The organism is Paraburkholderia sp. CNPSo 3076, assembly GCF_026343935.1.
Taxonomy (GTDB): domain Bacteria; phylum Pseudomonadota; class Gammaproteobacteria; order Burkholderiales; family Burkholderiaceae; genus Paraburkholderia; species Paraburkholderia nodosa.
Genome location: NZ_JAPMAL010000018.1, coordinates 28,530 through 44,571, shown reverse-complemented (window position 1 = coordinate 44,571; position 16,042 = coordinate 28,530). Strand labels below are relative to the sequence as shown.

The following is a 16,042-nucleotide window of genomic DNA, read 5'->3' as shown; positions in this document are numbered from 1 at the left end:
CAATTTGATGCCGGAGCGTGGGTCTCGTGCGCGCGGGAACGGGCGCTGGCGGGGCCGGGGGCGCGGGCGCGGATGGCATCATCGTCCTCGCATCCAGTAAGGCGAGAGATAGAGCACGGAGAAGATGAAGAGCCACACCACATCGACGAAGTGCCAGTACAGGCCGCCTATGGTGAGCGCCGCATCGCGTCTGCCGTCGAAATAGCCGCGCGCGATCCAGAACGCGAGCGCGGCGAGCATCAGCACGCCCGCCATCACGTGGGCCATGTGAAAGCCCGTAATCGTGAAGTAGAGCGAACCATACAGGTTCGTCGCAAGCCCATAGGGCCGGCCGTGCCACTCGAAGAACTGGATCGTGACGAACGCGACGCCGAGCGCAATGCCGACGATCATCGACCAGAACGCGGGCCACGAACGCGCGCGCCGCACGAACGCCCCCGCGAGCCACACGAACACGCTGCTCGTGAGCAGCAGCGCCGTGTTCAGTCCGCTCATGCCGAGCTTGGGCAGGCCTTCGGGCGGCCAGGGCTGCACGCTCTGCGAAGCGAGATAGAGGTACGAGAAGATCAGATAGCCGAACAGCGCGGTTTCCGTCACGACGAGCGTGAGCACGCCCCACCAGCCGCCCGCATGTTCGCCGGCGCTGCCGACGGGCAGCGCGAGGGTTTCGTCTTCGCTTCGGATCGCGGTCGTCTCGGCGACTTTGCCGGCGGGCGTCGTGCCTTGCGGCGCAAACGGTTCGCGCTGACCGAGCGAGCGCCGCGGCCACAACCACGAGAGCAGCGCGAGTCCGCACGCGAGCCCGGGGAGCGCGGTGAACGAAGTCGAATGGAACAGCAGCCCGACGAACACGAGCGTCGAGGCCACGCCCAGCACGAAGGGCGCGTAGCTGTCTTCGGGCATCTTGAGGATGACGTCCGGCTCGCCGGTGAGCGGCGTGACGCCCAGCGCCTCGCGGCCGCGATGGAGCAGGTAGCCCGGGCGCGGCACGTTCGCGTCGGGCTGCCACAGCGGGTCTCGCGAGCGCACGCTCGGCAGGATCGCGAAGTTGTAGGGGGGCGGCGGCGACGAGGTCGCCCACTCGAGGCCCGCCGCATTCCAAGGGTTCGCGCTCGCGCGAGCGCCGCGCCGCGCGCTCACGAGCGCATTGCCGATGAACATGGCGATGCCGATGGCGAACACGAACGCGCCGATGCTCGTGAGCAGGTTGGCCGTGTCCCAGCCCATGCCTTCCGGGTAGGTATAGATACGGCGCGGCATGCCAAGAAGCCCGGAGATATGCATCGGAAAGAAGCCCAGATTGAAGCCGACGAACGTGACCCAGAAGGTCCCCTTGCCGAAGCGCTCGTTCATGAGCCGTCCGGTGAACTTGGGGAACCAGTACGTGAGGCCGCCCAGCACCGGAAACACGTTGATACCGAGCAGCACGTAGTGGAGGTGGGCCACGACGAAGTAGGTGTCGGTGAGTTGCCAGTCGAGCGGCACGGCGGCGGTCATCACGCCCGAAACGCCGCCCACGGTGAACATCAGCACGAATCCCGCGAAGTAATAGAACGGCGTCCTGAACACGGGCTTGCCGGTCCAGATCGTGGCGATCCATGCGAACACGGCAATCGCGCTCGGCACGGAAATCACCATGCTGGCGGCGCCGAAGAAGGCCAGCGCGAGTGGGGGCAGGCCTGTGGCGAACATGTGATGGAGCCACACTTCGAAGCCCACGAGCATGGTCGCGACCGTTGAGAGCGCAACGGCCGAGTAGGCGACAATCGGGCGGCGGCAGAACGTGGGCAGCGCGTCGGACACGATGCCCATGGCGGGCAGCACGACCACGTAGACCCACGGGTGCGCGAAGATCCAGAAGAGGTGTTGCCACAGCAGGGGGCGCCCGTCGGCGGTGGTGTCGAAGAAGTGCGAGCCCGCGTTGCGGTCGAGCCAGAGCATGAAGAACGCGACGCTCACTGAGGGCACGGCGAGCAGATTGGCGGCCGAAGCCGTGAGCGTGCCCCAGACGAGAATGGGCAGACGCGCCACCGACATGCCGCTGGCGCGCATGCGCAGGAACGTGATGACGAAGTTACCCGCGCCCACCGTGGTGGAAATGCCGAGCAGCACCATGCCGAGCGCGTAGACGTCGATGTTCGGCCCGGGGTCGTAGGCGGCGGTGGAAAGCGGCACGTAGTTGAACCAGCCGGCATTGGCGCCCTGTCCTGCGGGAAAGCTCGCGTAGAGCAGAATGCCCGCACCGAGAAAGACCCAGTACGAGAGGGCGTTCAGGCGCGGGAACGCCATGTCGCGCGAGCCGAGCACGAGCGGCCACAGGTAGTTCGAAAATCCGCTCAGCACTGGGAGCGCGTAAAGAAAGATCATCGTCACGCCGTGCATCGTGAAGAGTTGGTCGTATTGCTGGGGCGTGAGCAGCGTTTCGTTGGGGCGCGCGAGCTGCGCACGCATGATGAGCGCCTCCACGCCGCCCAGCACGAGAAACACGAACGCCGTGACGAGGTAGCGCAGGCCGATGGTCTTGTGATCCACCGTGGAGAGCCAGCCGCGCCAGCCGGGGCGGGTTTCCCAGATCTCCTCGAGGCGGCGCAAGGTGGCTTCGTCGAGCGGCGCCGTGCCCGTTTCCGGCACGCGCGAGAGGCGCCCCGCGCGCGGGCGGCGCGGCACCGTCGCGCTGGCGGGACGGTCGGAAGCTGCAGGAGAGGCCGGGATATCGTTCATGTCACTGAAGTGTGTCGAGCCACGCGCCGAGGTCGCTCGCCTCGACGGGGGTGAGGGCCATGTCGGGCATGAGCGATTCGGGCTTGCGCTGCTGCGCATGCGCGACCCAGTCGAGCCGGTTGACGGACGTGTTGGCGAGCGTGCCCGCGGCGATCAGGCGCCGCGAGGCGAGATGCGTGAGGTCCGGGGCCTGCGCGCCGCCCGACTGCGTGCCGCGCACGGCATGGCAGCCGCCGCAGCGCGCGGCGAAAAGCTGCTCTCCGCGCTGCGCCGCGCCGCTTTGCGCGGCCGCGGCGGGCTGCTGTTGCGCATCGAGCCAGCGCGAGAATTCGGCGGGGGTTTGCGCCACCACTTCCATGGCCATGTGCGCGTGCTGTGCCCCGCAAAACTGCGTGCATTGCCCGCGCCACACACCCGGGTGGTCTGCCTCGATCCACTGGTGATTGACCTGGCCGGGTATGGCCTGCGTCTTCCCCGCGAGCGCCGGCACCCAGAACGCGTGCACGACGTCGGCGCTTTGCAGATCGACGCGCACGGGCTCGCCCGTGGGAATATGGACTTCGTTGGCTGTGACGAAGCTCGCGCCCGCCGGCGTTCGATAGGTCACTTTCCACCACCAGTCATAAGCCGTGACGGTCACCGTGAGCGAGGGCGCGCGCGGCGGGTCGACCACCGCGGCCAGCACGCGCAGCATCGCCACGAGCGCGCCCAGCAGCAGCACCGAGGAAATCGCCGTGCCGACGGCGACGATACGGTTCGCCGTGCGTTCACCTTGCTCGTCGGCGACGTTCGTTTGTGACAACGCTTCGTCGTGCGTTGCGTTGCCGCGACGCCTGCGCCGCATCGCCAGATAGAGCAACAACGCAATGACGATGCACACCCCCACGCAGAGGACGGCGAGGCCCCAGTCGAGCGCCTGCACCGGACCCGATGCGGGGCCCGCGCTGTGCAGGAAGTAGGCGAGTGGGGTCATGAGCGGCGCAGCAGCGCAGGCATCCAGAATGTTTTTCGCTTGCGCACCCGGCATGCCCGTGCGCGCCTCTTCGCTGCGCTAGCCAGGCATACGCGCTGCGATCCCGGCATGCCCGCTACGCGCTTTTGCCGGCGTTTTTATTGGAGATCGAGCATGCCACCGCGTGAACAAGGTCGCCGACCGCGAGTTCGCGCTGGCGCGCCAGCATGGCCGTACCGACGAGGAACGCTGGCACCTGCGCAAGGACGGCACGCGCTTTTTCGCGAGCGGCGTGCTGTCGCGCCTCGATGAAGCCGGTGTGAGCGGCTTTGCCAAGATCGCGCGCGACCTGGGCGAACTCGTGCCCGCGGACGCGGACGTGCGCGACACCACGCTCGAACAGGTGCGCGACGCCGGCAAGCTCTCGGTCATGCGTTCGGCGGTGGACATGCGCGAGATCGTGCAGCGCGTTTGCAACGCCGTGAAGTTCGCGATGAGGCCATGCTGCGCGTGGCGGACACCGGCACCGGCATCGAGCCGGCGCTCCTGCCGCACATCTTCGACATGTACAAGCAGAGCCGCCAGTCCGCCGCGCGGCGCTCGGGTCTCGGCATTGACCTCGCGTTCGTGCGGGAACTCGTGACGATCCACGGCGGCAGCGAGCGCGCGGAGTCGCAAGGCCTGGGGCGCGGCGCGACGTTCACGGTGACGCTGCCGATGCATCGTTCGTTCGCGCATGCGGACAGCCGCGACGGCGCGGCCATGGCGTCGCTGCAAGGGCTCCATATCCTGATGGTCGACGACGACGCCACCACGGTCGAAACGTTCAAGCTGCTGCTGGAAGGCGAGGGCGCGGACGTGCAGACGGCCACGAGCGGCGAGGAAGCGCTTACGCTGCTCAACGGCAACGCGCCGGATCTCGTGCTCTCCAATCTCGGCATGCCGGGCATGGACGGGTACGAGTTCATCGGCAAGCTGCGTGCGCAGCCCGCGCTCGAATCGGTGATCTGCATCGCGCTGAGCGGCTTTGGCCAGGAGGCCGATGTGGAGCAGTCCGAGGAGGCGGGCTTCGACGCGCACCTCAAGAAGCCGGTGCTGCTCGAAGACCTGCTGGCGACTTTCGCGCGCTTGCGACGCTAGTTCGCAAGCCGCTGGGCGAGTACGGGAGCCACGTGTGCAACGGACCTTTTTCTCCATCAACGGTGCAGGCAACAGCGAGGTTCCCGAGCGGGAGCTGATCCAGCTCGACAAGGCGGGCTACACGGTCGCGCTCAACCGTGTGGCGGTGGAGACGGTGGCACCCTATGTGGCGGCCGCCGAGCGCCCCGCGTTGACGAGGCTGCTCGGACGCATCGATCCCGAGGACGAACTCGTGGTTCTGCAGCTTTCCGCCCTGGGCTGCAACGCGCGCGACGTGCTCGCCACGCTGCTCAACTGCCGCAAGGGGAAGATTGGCGTGCGCTGTGTCGAACTGGGCGGCGTCGATCTCGCGGGGCGCCCCGAGCCGCAAGCGGTGAAGATGCTGCGCGCGGCGGTGCGCATGGAGGCGGCGACGCGCAGCGAACGCAGCCGCAACGGCCTGAAGGCCGCGCAGCGCAGCGGGCGCCCCACGGGCAGGCCCGCCTCGCTTTCGGCGCACGACCGCGCGCGCGTGATGAGTTCGCTGGGCAGCGGGCTCTCGGTGAGCGAAGTGGCGCGGCGCTTCGGCACTTCGCGGCAGACGGTCCTGCGCATACGCGCTGCCGCGGGAACGCCCGGTCTCAAGTGACCAGCGTATAAGGGTCCGCTTCCAGCGCGACGCCCGCACCGCGAATCACCTGCATGTAAGCGAACGTGTCGCCAACGGCAGCGCTGGCTTGTTCCGCGAGGCTGCGCACGTCTGCCGATTTTTCGGCGCTCGCCATCAAGGATTCGAGCGCTGCCGAATCCGCGAAGCCATGCGCAGCGGCCGCACTGAGCACCGCATCCAGAATACGCCGGGCCGCCGCACGGGCGTCGACCGACGCGAGCGGGGCGCGGTAGGCGAGAAAGCCCGCCATCAGCAGAAAGTCCGCTGGGCTGATACGGTGGCCATTGCCAACCGGCACGCCTTCCGGCATGTCGTGATATCGCGACATACATCGCCTCCCGATCTGGAGCGCTGTGATTGCTGCTGCGGATGCCAGAAAAATATAGTACAGAAAGCATCGCTCATGCCGACGAATGCGGTGTGCTGCGGTGTTCATTCGGCGGCGGCCTTGTTAAGTGGGGGTTTCGATAAGTTGGTACAGACGTTTATTCGACGTGCCGCGGCAGCAAGTCGTAGTATTCTTGACCCGGGCAAAGCCGCCATCCGGCAAAAGTGTCATATTTTTGTAGGCTTCGAGACAAATTCACGATTTTTCTCCGAGGGCATTCATGAAAACGCTGTTTCTGCAGGCACCTTCCTATGAAGGCTTCGATGGCGGCGCGGGCTCGCGCTTTCAAACGAAGCGCGAAATCCGCTCGTTCTGGTATCCCACGTGGCTCGTCCAGCCCGCCGCGCTGGTCGAAGGCAGCCGCGTGGTGGATGCCCCCGCAGACGACCTGACGCTCGAAGCGACCCTGAATATTGCTCAGGAATACGAGCTGGTTATCATTCACACGAGTTCGCCTTCGTTCCAGAGCGACATTCAGTTCTGCGAGCACCTGAAGCGGCACAAGAGCACGATCCTCATCGGCATGATCGGCGCGAAGGTGGCGGTCGATCCTCATGGTTCGCTGAGCGCGAGCGACGCGCTCGATTTCGTGTGCCGGGAAGAATTCGATTTCACCTGTCTCGAGATCTCCCAGGGGCGCCCGTTCGAATCGATCCTCGGCCTGAGCTATCGTCTGCCCGACGGCGGCATCATGCACAACGACGCCCGGCCGATACTCGAAGACATGGATCAGCTTCCCTTCGTCTCGCCGATCTACAAGCGCGACCTCACGTCCGAGCATTATTTCAGCGGCTATCTCAAGCATCCGTATCTCTCGCTCTACACGGGGCGCGGCTGCAAGTCCCGCTGCACGTTCTGCCTCTGGCCGCATACGGTGGGGGGCCATCGTTATCGCACGCGCTCGGTCGAGCACGTGCTGGAAGAGGTGAAATGGATTCGGGACAACATGCCCGAAATCAAGGAGATCATGTTCGACGACGACACGTTCACGGATCTCAGGCCGCGCGCCGAAGAGATCGCGCGCGGGCTTGGCAAGCTAGGCGTGACGTGGTCGTGCAATGCCAAGGCGAACGTGCCGTACTCGACGCTCAAGGTGATGAAGGACAACGGTTTGCGCCTGTTGCTCGTGGGCTTCGAATCCGGCGACGACCAGATTCTCGTGAACGTCAAAAAGGGCGTGCGCACGGACTTCGCGCGCCAGTTCAGCGAGGATTGCCGCAAGCTCGGCATCAAGATTCACGGGACCTTCATCCTCGGCCTGCCGGGCGAGACGCACGAGACGATCCAGAAGACCATTCAGTACGCGAAAGAGATCAATCCCCATACCATTCAGGTCTCGCTCGCCGCGCCTTATCCCGGCACGGTGCTCCATAAGCAGGCGGTCGAAAATGGCTGGCTGAACGATACCAAGGTCATCACGCTCATCAATTCGGCCGGCACCCAGGCCTCGACGATCGGCTATCCGCACCTGTCGCGCGAAGAGATCTACCTTGGCGTCGAGGAGTTCTACAAACGCTTTTATTTCCGGCCGTCGAAGATCTGGGAAATCGTCCGCGAGATGCTGGTGAGCTGGGAGATGATGAAGCGGCGCCTGCAGGAGGGCGCAGAGTTTTTCAAATATCTTCGGGCGCGCAAGGTCTGAAGCAGCGTCCGCTCCAAAGACAACGCCCGGGGTTTCCGGGCGGTTTTTGTCACTCACCTGTCATAGTTGCCGCTTTTCACCGCTGCGACATTTCGCGAATATCGTGGCCGGGCGTGCCACGCACGCGTGTCCGAAAGGTTGTCATTACGAACACCGTGCGGCATTTAACATTTTTTCCGGCGGTGCCTGGAATGGCTCAGCCCTACATACGCCATAACTCATAGCTTCATCGGGCCACCGGAGGAGACCGCAATGGCACCGAAAAGCAGGTCGCCCGCCATCGCGGATGTCGATGCGCGGCCGTCTCGCGCGCCGGACCATGCTCGCGAGAATCAGGCGCTTCTCGCGCTGGTCACCGCGCAACTCGATTCGCGCGAGGTGTTGTTGCAGAGGATTGCGGACTTTGCGATGCGTCTGTGCGGTGTGCAATCGGCCGGCATTAGTTTGCTGGAGCGCGAAGGCGAAGAGCGCTACTTTCGCTGGCACAGCGTGGCCGGCAAGTTCGCGAACCTGTGCGGAACCCGAATCCACTGGAACGACTGTCCGTGCGCCGTCGTGCTCGAAGCCGGCAAGCCACTGCTTTTCACCGCGTTGAGCGACGATTTCCCGGTTCTCGCCCCCGCATGCGCCGTCGTGCAGGAGGCGCTCATTCTGCCCATCGTTTCGAAAGGACGGCAACTGGGTGCGATCTGGGCTGCCTCGCTCGAAGAACGTTCGCGCTTCTCCCGTGAAGACCAGCGGGTGCTCAGCGAGTTTGCCGCCGTGGCCGCCTCGGCGCTCGATCTGGTCGAAGCGCGCGACCATAGTCGCATGCAGACGCAGCGCTATTCGGAAGTGATCGCCGTGCTCGCGCATGAGTTCCGCAACCCGCTCGCGCCGCTCGAAAACGCGTTCCAGGCGCTCCAGATGATCTGCGAAGACCGCGCGCCGCAGCGCGAATACTTTGCGGTTGCGCAGCGCCAGATCGCGCAGCTCAAACGTCTGATGGACGAACTGCAGGATGCGTCGCGCCTCGATCATGACAAGCTCTGCGTCGATCCCACCGACGCGTCGTTGAACGACATCCTTGCCGACGCGCTCGCCTCCATCCGCGAGCGCGCCGAGGCCCGCGGACATACGCTGAGCGTGCGTCCGCTCGCCGGCGATCTGCGGCTGTTCGCCGATCCGGCGCGGCTCACGCAGGTGATCGTAAACCTGCTTTCCAATGCCGTGCGCTATACGCCCGACGGCGGCGAGATCGCGCTCGTCGTCGAACAAAAGGGCGCAGGCGACGCGCGCTGCGTCGAGATCTCGATTCGCGACAACGGTATCGGGATCGATCCGGCCGTGCTCTCGCGCATTTTCGAGCCGTTTGCGCAATTCGCGGGCAAGAGCGCGCGGCTGGAAGGGGGGCTCGGCATCGGGCTTCCCATCGCGCAGCGGCTCGCGCAGCTGCACGGCGGCGAGATTCTCGTGACGAGCGACGGCATCGGACGCGGCACGCTGGCGCGCCTCTCGATTCCCGTGCGAACGGTCGGCGCCGAAGCCGTCAAGCCGCTCGCCGCCGTGCTGGCGGGCAACGGGCCCGCGCGCGTGCTCATCGTCGACGACAATGCCGACGCGCGTTTCGCACTCGGCGCGTTGCTCGAGCTGGAGGGGCATGAAGTCAGAACGGCGGGCGACGGCACGAGCGCACTGAGTGTGCTGAGGCAATGGAAGCCGCATCTCGCGCTCGTCGATATCGGCATGCCGGGCATGAACGGCTACGAACTGGCGGAGCGCATGCGCGCCATACCGGATCACGCCAACGTGATGCTGGTCGCGCTGAGCGGGCATGTTTCGGACAGCGACCGCGCGGCGGCGCTGGCGGCCGGGTTCCATGCGCATCTCGCGAAGCCCGCCGATATCGGACGCTTGCGCGCGATGCTCGCGACGTGCGCGCAAGGCGCGTGGCGCGCGGCTGGCTAGCGCAGGTGCGAAGAGCGGATGCCGTTGTGGTGGTGGAGGTTGCGCAACAGGCTTGCGCGGCGTCGTTCGCGTCGATAGTGTGCGATCACGGCCGTGGCCGCAATCCCCAATACCATGACGCCAATGGCGGTTCCCCACTGCAATGCGTCCATGTCTGCCTCCTTGTCACGTCCGGGCCGTCGCGTCGAGGCGAGCGGGGTTCAAGCGTAGTGTGGCTGGCAGGGTGCGTTCCGCGGCAAGCGCCGGGGGGAACAACGCGACGCACACGAAAGGGTGGCGCTGGTCGCGGACGCAAGAAAAGATTAGCCGATCGCGACGCGCAATTGAACCGGGCGGGTGTGTACGGATGCCAGTCATTGTGGACACTTCGACTGGCGGAACTGGCACTCTGGCGAGCGTTGTTCCGTTCTATGGGGAAGTATCGAGGCCTGCCGGGAGCAGACCGATTTCGGCTGACGATTCGAACCCTGTTGCGAATTCGATTGCGCTTGCGTCGGCGCGATTACTCCAGATCGCGCGTTTCGAGCTCCACAGACTGGCCCCCGTTTTTCTCCAACGCGTGCCGCGCGGCCAGTTCGATACTTGGGCGGTTCGCCTCGAACGCGCTCAATAGCGCATGCGCCGATGTGCCGGTGTTGCCGAAGCGGTCGTTCAGCGCGTCGAGCGATACGCTGCACCATACCGGGCGGTTGTCCACGTTGGCTTCGAACGCTACGCGTGCGGCAGCGACGGCGTGACGGCGACTCGTGAATTCGATTCTCATCCTGGTCCTCCGTGAGTTCCTTCGTTAAAGGGTAGCGCCTGGTGCGGCCAAGGGTGAACTCTTTTTGCGCTATTTGGCCTGAGCGTCACTGGCGGGGTCGTTGCGCATCATCTTGTCGTGGGTGGCGGGCCCCGTGGGCTTTTTCACAGGCATGTTGTCGGGGTTCGATTGGCTTGCCGTGCCTGGCACGGCTGCCGGCGGCTTCACCATCGGCGGCGCAGGGGGATGAGCAGGCGTTTGGGCCTGCGCGCCGGCTGACCGCGGGGAGGCGGCGAGCACCGCACAGGCGATCGCGCCCCAGACAAGAACATGGGGTGGCTTCATGCCTTCTCCGTGAGTTTTCGTCGTCATGTCCCTGCAAGATGTCGCGAATCGCATGCCCGCAACTGTGCGCTTGCGGCCAGTGAACAGGGACTTTCGCATTGGGCGTGCCCGCTTCGCGTTTCCATGCGCTCCGGTTAAACCCCGGCCATGCCAGGGTTTTGCCATGAGTTCTAGAATGAGGTCATGAGTGTAAAGGAGACCGTAATAACGTCATGGATACACAAGCGAAAACTTTCGAGGAATTGCTGCGGCGGGAATATCCGCACGGGTTCGTTTCGGACGTACAGTCGGATACGTTGCCGCGCGGTTTATCCGAGGACGTGATCCGTCTTATCTCGGAGCGCAAGCAGGAGCCTGACTTCATGCTCGAATGGCGGCTCGCCGCCTACCGGCATTGGCTCACGATGACCGAGCCGCATTGGGCGAGCATCGAACACCCCCCCATCGACTTCCAGGGCATCGCCTACTACTCGGCGCCGCATACGCAGGCGAACCGCCCGAAGAGCCTCGACGAAGTCGATCCGGAACTCCTGCGCACTTATGAAAAACTCGGGGTGCCGCTGCAGGAGCGCGAGATGCTCGCAGGCGTGGCCGTGGACGCGGTATTCGACAGCGTGTCCGTCGCCACGACGTTTCGCCGGCAGCTGGGCGAGCTTGGCATCGTCTTCTGCTCGTTTTCGGAGGCGGTGCGCGACCATCCGGACCTCGTGCGCCAGTATCTCGGCTCGGTCGTGCCTTACACCGACAACTTCTTTGCTACGCTCAACTCGGCCGTGTTCAGCGACGGTTCGTTTTGCTATATCCCGCCGGGCGTGCGCTGCCCGATGGAGTTGTCCACGTACTTCCGCATCAACGCGCGCAACACGGGACAATTCGAGCGCACGCTCATCGTGGCCGACAAGGGCGCTTACGTGAGCTACCTGGAAGGCTGCACCGCGCCGATGCGCGACGAAAACCAGTTGCACGCCGCCGTGGTGGAACTCGTCGCGCTCGAAGGCGCGCAAATCCGCTATTCGACGGTGCAGAACTGGTATCCGGGCGACGCACAAGGGCGCGGCGGCATCTACAACTTCGTGACGAAGCGCGGCGACTGCCGCGAGGCCAATGCCCGGATTTCGTGGACCCAGGTCGAAACCGGGTCCGCCATTACGTGGAAATATCCGAGCGTGATCTTGCAGGGCGACAACTCGATTGGCGAGTTCTATTCGGCGGCGCTCACCAACCACTATCAGCAGGCCGATACCGGTACGAAGATGGTGCATATCGGGCGCAATACGCGCAGCACGATTCTCTCGAAGGGGATATCGGCGGGTCGCGGCAAGAATGCTTATCGCGGGCTCGTGAAAATGGCGCGCTCGGCCGAGAACGCGCGCAACTACACCCAGTGCGATTCGCTACTGCTCGGCGATCGCTGCAGCGCCTTCACGTTTCCCTATATCGAGGTGAAGAACCCGAGTGCGAAAGTCGAACACGAAGCGTCTACGTCGCGTATCGGCGAAGACCAGTTGTTCTATTGCCGGCAGCGCGGTCTCAGTGAGGAGGACGCGGTGTCGATGATCGTCAACGGCTTTTGCAAGGACGTGCTCAAGGAATTGCCGATGGAGTTCGCCGTGGAAGCGCAGAAGCTGCTGGGCGTGAGCCTGGAAGGCAGCGTAGGTTAAGAGGGAGTGAAGCATGCTGGAAATCCGCAATCTGAATGTCGAAGTGGAAAGCAAGCCGATTCTGCGCGGGGTGGATTTGCGCGTGAATGCGGGCGAGGTTCACGCGATCATGGGGCCGAACGGCTCCGGCAAAAGCACACTCGCCCATGTGCTGGCGGGGCGCGAGCAATACGTGGTCACGGGGGGCAGCGTGCAGTACGACGGCTGCGACCTGCTCGCGCTTGCGCCCGACGAGCGCGCGCGCCGCGGGCTCTTTCTCGCGTTTCAGTATCCGGTGGAAATACCGGGCGTGAGCAATATCTACCTGCTCAAGGCCGCGCTCAACGCGCAGCGCAAGCATCGTGGCGAGGCGGAGCGCGACGCCATGGACTTTCTCGCGCTCGTGAAGGGGAAAATGGCGGCCATGGAGATGAAGGAAGACCTGCTGTACCGGGGCGTGAACGAAGGGTTTTCGGGCGGCGAGAAAAAGCGCAACGAGGTACTGCAGATGACGGTGCTGGAGCCGCGTCTCGCCATTCTCGACGAGACCGACTCCGGGCTCGATATCGACGCGTTGCAACTCGTCGCCCGTGGTGTGAACCAGATGCGCAGCGCGGACCGGGCCATCGTGCTCGTGACGCACTATCAGCGCCTGCTCGACTACATCGTGCCGGACCAGGTGCACGTGCTTTCACAAGGGCGCATCGTGCGCTCGGGTTCGCATGAGCTTGCGCTCGAACTGGAGCGCAAGGGTTATGGCTGGCTCGGCGAGCAGGATAGCGACGGACCGGCAGCGGGGCAAGGCGCCGGCACGCAACACACGGCAGCCGCCAGGGAGCAACGATGAGCGAATCAACGCGCGAGCATTACCGCGAAGCCTTCCGCACGATGGCGGGGACGCTGGCGGGCGTCGAGCTGCCGTGGTTGCGCAAGGCGAGGCGGCACGCGTTCGACCGCTTCGAGACGCTCGGCTTTCCCGGCACGCAACTCGAAGCGTGGAAGTACACCAATGTGATGCCGATTGCGAAGCCGCATTGGCATTTCATGCCTTCGGACGGCGAGCAAACGGACTATGGCCGCCTGATCGACGACCTCGTGCCCGCCGATGCCGTGGGGCGTATCGTGTTCGTGAACGGCCGCCACGTGCCGAAGCTCTCGTCCTTGCCGCCTTTGCCAGAAGGCGCGTTCGTCGGCACGCTCGCACAGGCAATGCGCAGGATTCCTGAGCGGATCGAATCGATCATGGCGCGGCGTGCGCCCGAGGACGGTTTTGCGGCGCTCAACGGCGCGTTTCGCAGCGACGGCTACGTGGTCGTGCTGCCGCCCGGCTGCGCGCTGGACTGGCCGCTGCACGTGCTGTTCTTCAGCAGCGAGGCCGCGCTCGCCATGCATCCGTTCAACGCGGTGGTGGCGGAGCGGGGTGCGCGGTGCTCGATCGTCGAGCAGTTCGCGGGCATTACCGACGAAGCCTATTTCGTCAACACCGCCACGGAAATCGTTGCCGACGAAGAGGCCGACGTTCAGCATTGCCGCATCCAGCAAGAGGCGCGCAGCGCGTTTCATATCGCGCACGTGGGCGTTTCGCAGCGGCGCGCGAGCCACTTCACCTCGCACTCGTTCGCGTTTGGCGGTGCATTGTCGCGCACGCAGATCGACACGCGCCTCGATGCGGAAGACGCGCAAGCCGACCTGAACGGCCTGTATTTCGTGAGCGCGCGGCAGCACGTGGATCATCACACGCGCATCGACCATGCGATGCCGCGCGGCACGAGCCGGGAATACTACCGCGGCGTGCTCGACGGCGCTTCGCATGCGGTGTTCGATGGCCGCGTGATCGTGCACCAGGACGCGCAGCAGACGAACGCGCATCAAGGCAACGACAATCTGCTGCTCTCGCGCAACGCCGAGATCGACACGAAGCCGCAACTGGAGATTCACGCCGACGACGTAAAGTGCACGCATGGCGCGACCGTTGGCCAGCTCGACGAGAGCCCGCTCTTTTATCTGCGCTCGCGCGGCATAGACGAGCGTATGGCGCGGGCGCTACTCGTGTGGTCGTTCGCACGCGTGAGCGTGGATCGCGTGGAAAGCGCCGCGCTGCGCAGCCGGCTCACGCAGCAGCTGCTCGCGCGCCTGCCCGGTGGCGAATACCTGCGGGGACTGTCATGAATCTACTCGAACCGGTGGGGATTCCCGACACCGAAGCGGTCATGGGCTGGCGCCGCGACTTTCCGATTCTGCGGGAAAACGTGCACGGCAAGCCGCTCGTGTACCTCGACAACGCGGCGACCACGCAGAAGCCCGCGAGTGTGATCGCCGCCGAGCAGGCCTATTACGAGCACGACAATGCCAACGTGCATCGCGGCGTGCATCTGCTGTCGCAGCGCGCGACCGACGCCTACGAGGGCGCCCGCGCGCGCATTGCGCGTTTCATTCACGCGGCGCACGAGAAGGAGATCGTGTACACGCGCGGCACCACGGAAGCGGTCAATCTGGTGGCGCAAAGCTACGCGCGGCCGCGCCTTCAGCCCGGCGACGAAGTGCTCATCACCGCGATGGAGCATCACTCGAATATCGTGCCGTGGCAACTCGTCTGCGCGCAGACGGGCGCGTTACTGAAGGTGGCGCCGATCGACGACGACGGCACGCTCGACCTCGACGCCTACGGGCGCCTGCTCGCCCCACGCACGCGCATGGTGGCGGTGGCGCATGCGTCGAACGCGCTGGGCACCGTCAATCCGCTTGCGCAGATGATCGAGCTTGCGCATGCGCGCGGCGTACCGGTGCTGGTCGATGGCGCGCAGGCGATCGCGCATCTTCCCGTGGACGTGCCCGCGCTCGATTGCGACTTCTATGCGTTCTCGGGTCACAAAATCTACGGCCCCACCGGCATTGGCGCGCTGTACGCGAAGGCTGCGCTACTGGAAGCCATGCCGCCATGGCAAGGCGGCGGCGACATGATCCGCTCCGTGACGTTCGAGAAGACCGAGTACAACGTCATTCCGTGGCGGTTCGAAGCGGGCACGCCGAATATTGCCGGCGCGATCGGGCTCGGCGCCGCGCTGGACTACGTCAGCGCGATCGGCCTGGAAGTGGCGCAGCGGCACGAGGCCGATCTGCTCGCGTATGCCGACGCAGCATTGCGCGCGATGCCGCACGTGAGAAGGATTGGAACGGCGAAGGAAAAACTGGGCATCCTCTCGTTCGTCATGGAGAACGCGCACGCTCACGATATCGGCACGATACTCGACCAGTGCGGCGTGGCGGTGCGCACGGGCCATCATTGCGCGATGCCGGTGATGGATCGCTATGGCGTGCCGGCCACGGTGCGCGCTTCGTTTGCGCTGTACAACACGCGCGCCGAAATCGACGTGCTGCTGGACGGCCTCGCGCGCGTAGAGGAGGTGTTCCCGCTATGAGCGACTTGCGCGACCTGTATCAGGAAACGATCTTCGACCACTACCGTCGGCCGCGGAACTGTCACACCGTGCCCGGTGCGACGCATAGCGCCGAAGGCTACAACCCGTTGTGCGGCGACCGCGTCACGTTGTATCTGCGTATCGAGGACGGCGTGGTCAAGGACGCCGGGTTCGAGGGCGCGGGGTGCGCGATCGCCACCGCTTCGGCTTCGTTGATGACCGAAGCGCTCAAGGGCTGCACGCAAGCGGAAGTCGAGGCGCTGTTCGAACGCTTTCACGCCATGGCGACGGGGCCAACGGACCGCCCGGTCGCTGCCGAAGGGCTCGGCAAGCTCGCGGTGCTCGCGGGCGTGCGCGAATTTCCGGCGCGCATCAAATGCGCGACGCTTGCGTGGCACACGCTGCACGCCGCGTTGCGCGACGAGCGCGGGACCGTTTCGACGGAATGAATCTGCGC

The 16,042-nt window shown here is 65.0% G+C and carries 15 protein-coding genes; 9 read left to right on the top strand and 6 right to left on the bottom strand.

Going from position 1 to position 16,042, the window contains the following annotated elements:
- Window positions 1–78: 78 nt before the first annotated feature.
- Together ctaD and coxB are read right to left on the bottom strand one after the other, a co-directional pair.
- A complete protein-coding gene (gene ctaD, locus M3A49_RS21420) occupies window positions 79–2,721 on the bottom strand; it encodes a cytochrome c oxidase subunit I (protein WP_266230730.1) in 2,643 nt (880 codons plus the stop codon).
- Between the two features lies 1 nt (window position 2,722).
- Window positions 2,723–3,748 (bottom strand): cytochrome c oxidase subunit II, encoded by a 1,026-nt coding sequence (gene coxB / locus M3A49_RS21415; RefSeq protein ID WP_416338990.1) that lies wholly within the window; start codon window positions 3,746–3,748, stop codon window positions 2,723–2,725.
- 426 nt (window positions 3,749–4,174) lie between these two features.
- On the opposite strand from coxB, the gene M3A49_RS21405 reads away from it, so the two are divergent.
- Window positions 4,175–4,813, top strand: coding sequence for a response regulator (locus tag M3A49_RS21405; RefSeq protein ID WP_323183238.1), 639 nt, complete (start codon window positions 4,175–4,177; stop codon window positions 4,811–4,813).
- A gap of 34 nt (window positions 4,814–4,847) precedes the next feature.
- On the top strand, window positions 4,848–5,441 hold the full coding sequence (locus M3A49_RS21400) for a recombinase family protein (RefSeq protein ID WP_266230728.1): 594 nt from the start codon (window positions 4,848–4,850) through the stop codon (window positions 5,439–5,441).
- Here M3A49_RS21400 and M3A49_RS21395 read toward each other — a convergent pair.
- Window positions 5,434–5,790 carry a hypothetical protein gene (locus M3A49_RS21395; RefSeq protein WP_266230727.1) on the bottom strand — a complete coding sequence of 119 codons (357 nt, stop codon included), beginning with the start codon at window positions 5,788–5,790 and terminating at the stop codon, window positions 5,434–5,436. The genes M3A49_RS21400 and M3A49_RS21395 overlap by 8 nt on opposite strands.
- Window positions 5,791–6,070: 280 nt before the next feature.
- On the opposite strand from M3A49_RS21395, the gene hpnJ reads away from it, so the two are divergent.
- Window positions 6,071–7,492 (top strand): hopanoid biosynthesis associated radical SAM protein HpnJ, encoded by a 1,422-nt coding sequence (gene hpnJ, locus M3A49_RS21390; protein WP_254357267.1) that lies wholly within the window; start codon window positions 6,071–6,073, stop codon window positions 7,490–7,492.
- Window positions 7,493–7,744: 252 nt separating this feature from the next.
- Window positions 7,745–9,439, top strand: a complete 1,695-nt coding sequence (locus M3A49_RS21385) for an ATP-binding protein (RefSeq protein ID WP_266230726.1) — start codon at window positions 7,745–7,747, stop codon at window positions 9,437–9,439.
- On the opposite strand, the gene M3A49_RS21380 is transcribed toward M3A49_RS21385, so the two are convergent.
- From M3A49_RS21380 to M3A49_RS21370, 3 genes are all read right to left on the bottom strand, one after another.
- Entirely contained in the window at window positions 9,436–9,591 is a 156-nt protein-coding gene (locus M3A49_RS21380; RefSeq protein ID WP_266230725.1) for a hypothetical protein, read from the bottom strand. The genes M3A49_RS21385 and M3A49_RS21380 overlap by 4 nt on opposite strands.
- 350 nt (window positions 9,592–9,941) lie before the next feature.
- Entirely contained in the window at window positions 9,942–10,202 is a 261-nt protein-coding gene (locus M3A49_RS21375) for a DUF1488 domain-containing protein (RefSeq protein WP_028204289.1), read from the bottom strand.
- A gap of 69 nt (window positions 10,203–10,271) precedes the next feature.
- A complete protein-coding gene (locus M3A49_RS21370; RefSeq protein ID WP_266230724.1) occupies window positions 10,272–10,526 on the bottom strand; it encodes a hypothetical protein in 255 nt (84 codons plus the stop codon).
- A gap of 212 nt (window positions 10,527–10,738) precedes the next feature.
- Here M3A49_RS21370 and sufB point away from each other — a divergent pair, with 212 nt between their 5' ends.
- From sufB to sufU, 5 genes are read left to right on the top strand one after another with little or no spacing between them, the layout of a single operon-like run.
- The gene (sufB, locus tag M3A49_RS21365) at window positions 10,739–12,187 is read left to right on the top strand and encodes a Fe-S cluster assembly protein SufB (protein ID WP_266230723.1); all 1,449 of its coding nucleotides are present in this window, start codon (window positions 10,739–10,741) and stop codon (window positions 12,185–12,187) included.
- Between the two features lie 13 nt (window positions 12,188–12,200).
- Complete coding sequence (gene sufC, locus M3A49_RS21360) at window positions 12,201–13,013, top strand: Fe-S cluster assembly ATPase SufC (RefSeq protein ID WP_266230722.1); 813 nt, start codon at window positions 12,201–12,203, stop codon at window positions 13,011–13,013.
- On the top strand, window positions 13,010–14,335 hold the full coding sequence (gene sufD / locus M3A49_RS21355; RefSeq protein WP_266230721.1) for a Fe-S cluster assembly protein SufD: 1,326 nt from the start codon (window positions 13,010–13,012) through the stop codon (window positions 14,333–14,335). The genes sufC and sufD overlap by 4 nt, the downstream gene beginning before the upstream one ends.
- Window positions 14,332–15,585 (top strand): cysteine desulfurase, encoded by a 1,254-nt coding sequence (locus tag M3A49_RS21350; RefSeq protein WP_323183237.1) that lies wholly within the window; start codon window positions 14,332–14,334, stop codon window positions 15,583–15,585. Before sufD ends, M3A49_RS21350 begins: the two co-directional genes overlap by 4 nt.
- A complete protein-coding gene (gene sufU / locus M3A49_RS21345) occupies window positions 15,582–16,034 on the top strand; it encodes a Fe-S cluster assembly sulfur transfer protein SufU (protein ID WP_266230720.1) in 453 nt (150 codons plus the stop codon). Before M3A49_RS21350 ends, sufU begins: the two co-directional genes overlap by 4 nt.
- The last annotated feature ends 8 nt before the right edge of the window (window positions 16,035–16,042 follow it).

Bases quoted from the DNA above. Each gene is read 5' to 3' on its own strand.
- ctaD (WP_266230730.1), bottom strand. From the start codon at position 2,721: ATGAACGATATCCCGGCCTCTCCTGCAGCTTCCGACCGTCCCGCCAGC.
- coxB (WP_416338990.1), bottom strand. From the start codon at position 3,748: ATGCCGGGTGCGCAAGCGAAAAACATTCTGGATGCCTGCGCTGCTGCG.
- M3A49_RS21405 (WP_323183238.1), top strand. From the start codon at position 4,175: ATGCTGCGCGTGGCGGACACCGGCACCGGCATCGAGCCGGCGCTCCTG.
- M3A49_RS21395 (WP_266230727.1), bottom strand. From the start codon at position 5,790: ATGTCGCGATATCACGACATGCCGGAAGGCGTGCCGGTTGGCAATGGC.
- hpnJ (WP_254357267.1), top strand. From the start codon at position 6,071: ATGAAAACGCTGTTTCTGCAGGCACCTTCCTATGAAGGCTTCGATGGC.
- M3A49_RS21385 (WP_266230726.1), top strand. From the start codon at position 7,745: ATGGCACCGAAAAGCAGGTCGCCCGCCATCGCGGATGTCGATGCGCGG.
- M3A49_RS21380 (WP_266230725.1), bottom strand. From the start codon at position 9,591: ATGGACGCATTGCAGTGGGGAACCGCCATTGGCGTCATGGTATTGGGG.
- M3A49_RS21375 (WP_028204289.1), bottom strand. From the start codon at position 10,202: ATGAGAATCGAATTCACGAGTCGCCGTCACGCCGTCGCTGCCGCACGC.
- M3A49_RS21370 (WP_266230724.1), bottom strand. From the start codon at position 10,526: ATGAAGCCACCCCATGTTCTTGTCTGGGGCGCGATCGCCTGTGCGGTG.
- sufB (WP_266230723.1), top strand. From the start codon at position 10,739: ATGGATACACAAGCGAAAACTTTCGAGGAATTGCTGCGGCGGGAATAT.
- sufC (WP_266230722.1), top strand. From the start codon at position 12,201: ATGCTGGAAATCCGCAATCTGAATGTCGAAGTGGAAAGCAAGCCGATT.
- sufD (WP_266230721.1), top strand. From the start codon at position 13,010: ATGAGCGAATCAACGCGCGAGCATTACCGCGAAGCCTTCCGCACGATG.
- M3A49_RS21350 (WP_323183237.1), top strand. From the start codon at position 14,332: ATGAATCTACTCGAACCGGTGGGGATTCCCGACACCGAAGCGGTCATG.
- sufU (WP_266230720.1), top strand. From the start codon at position 15,582: ATGAGCGACTTGCGCGACCTGTATCAGGAAACGATCTTCGACCACTAC.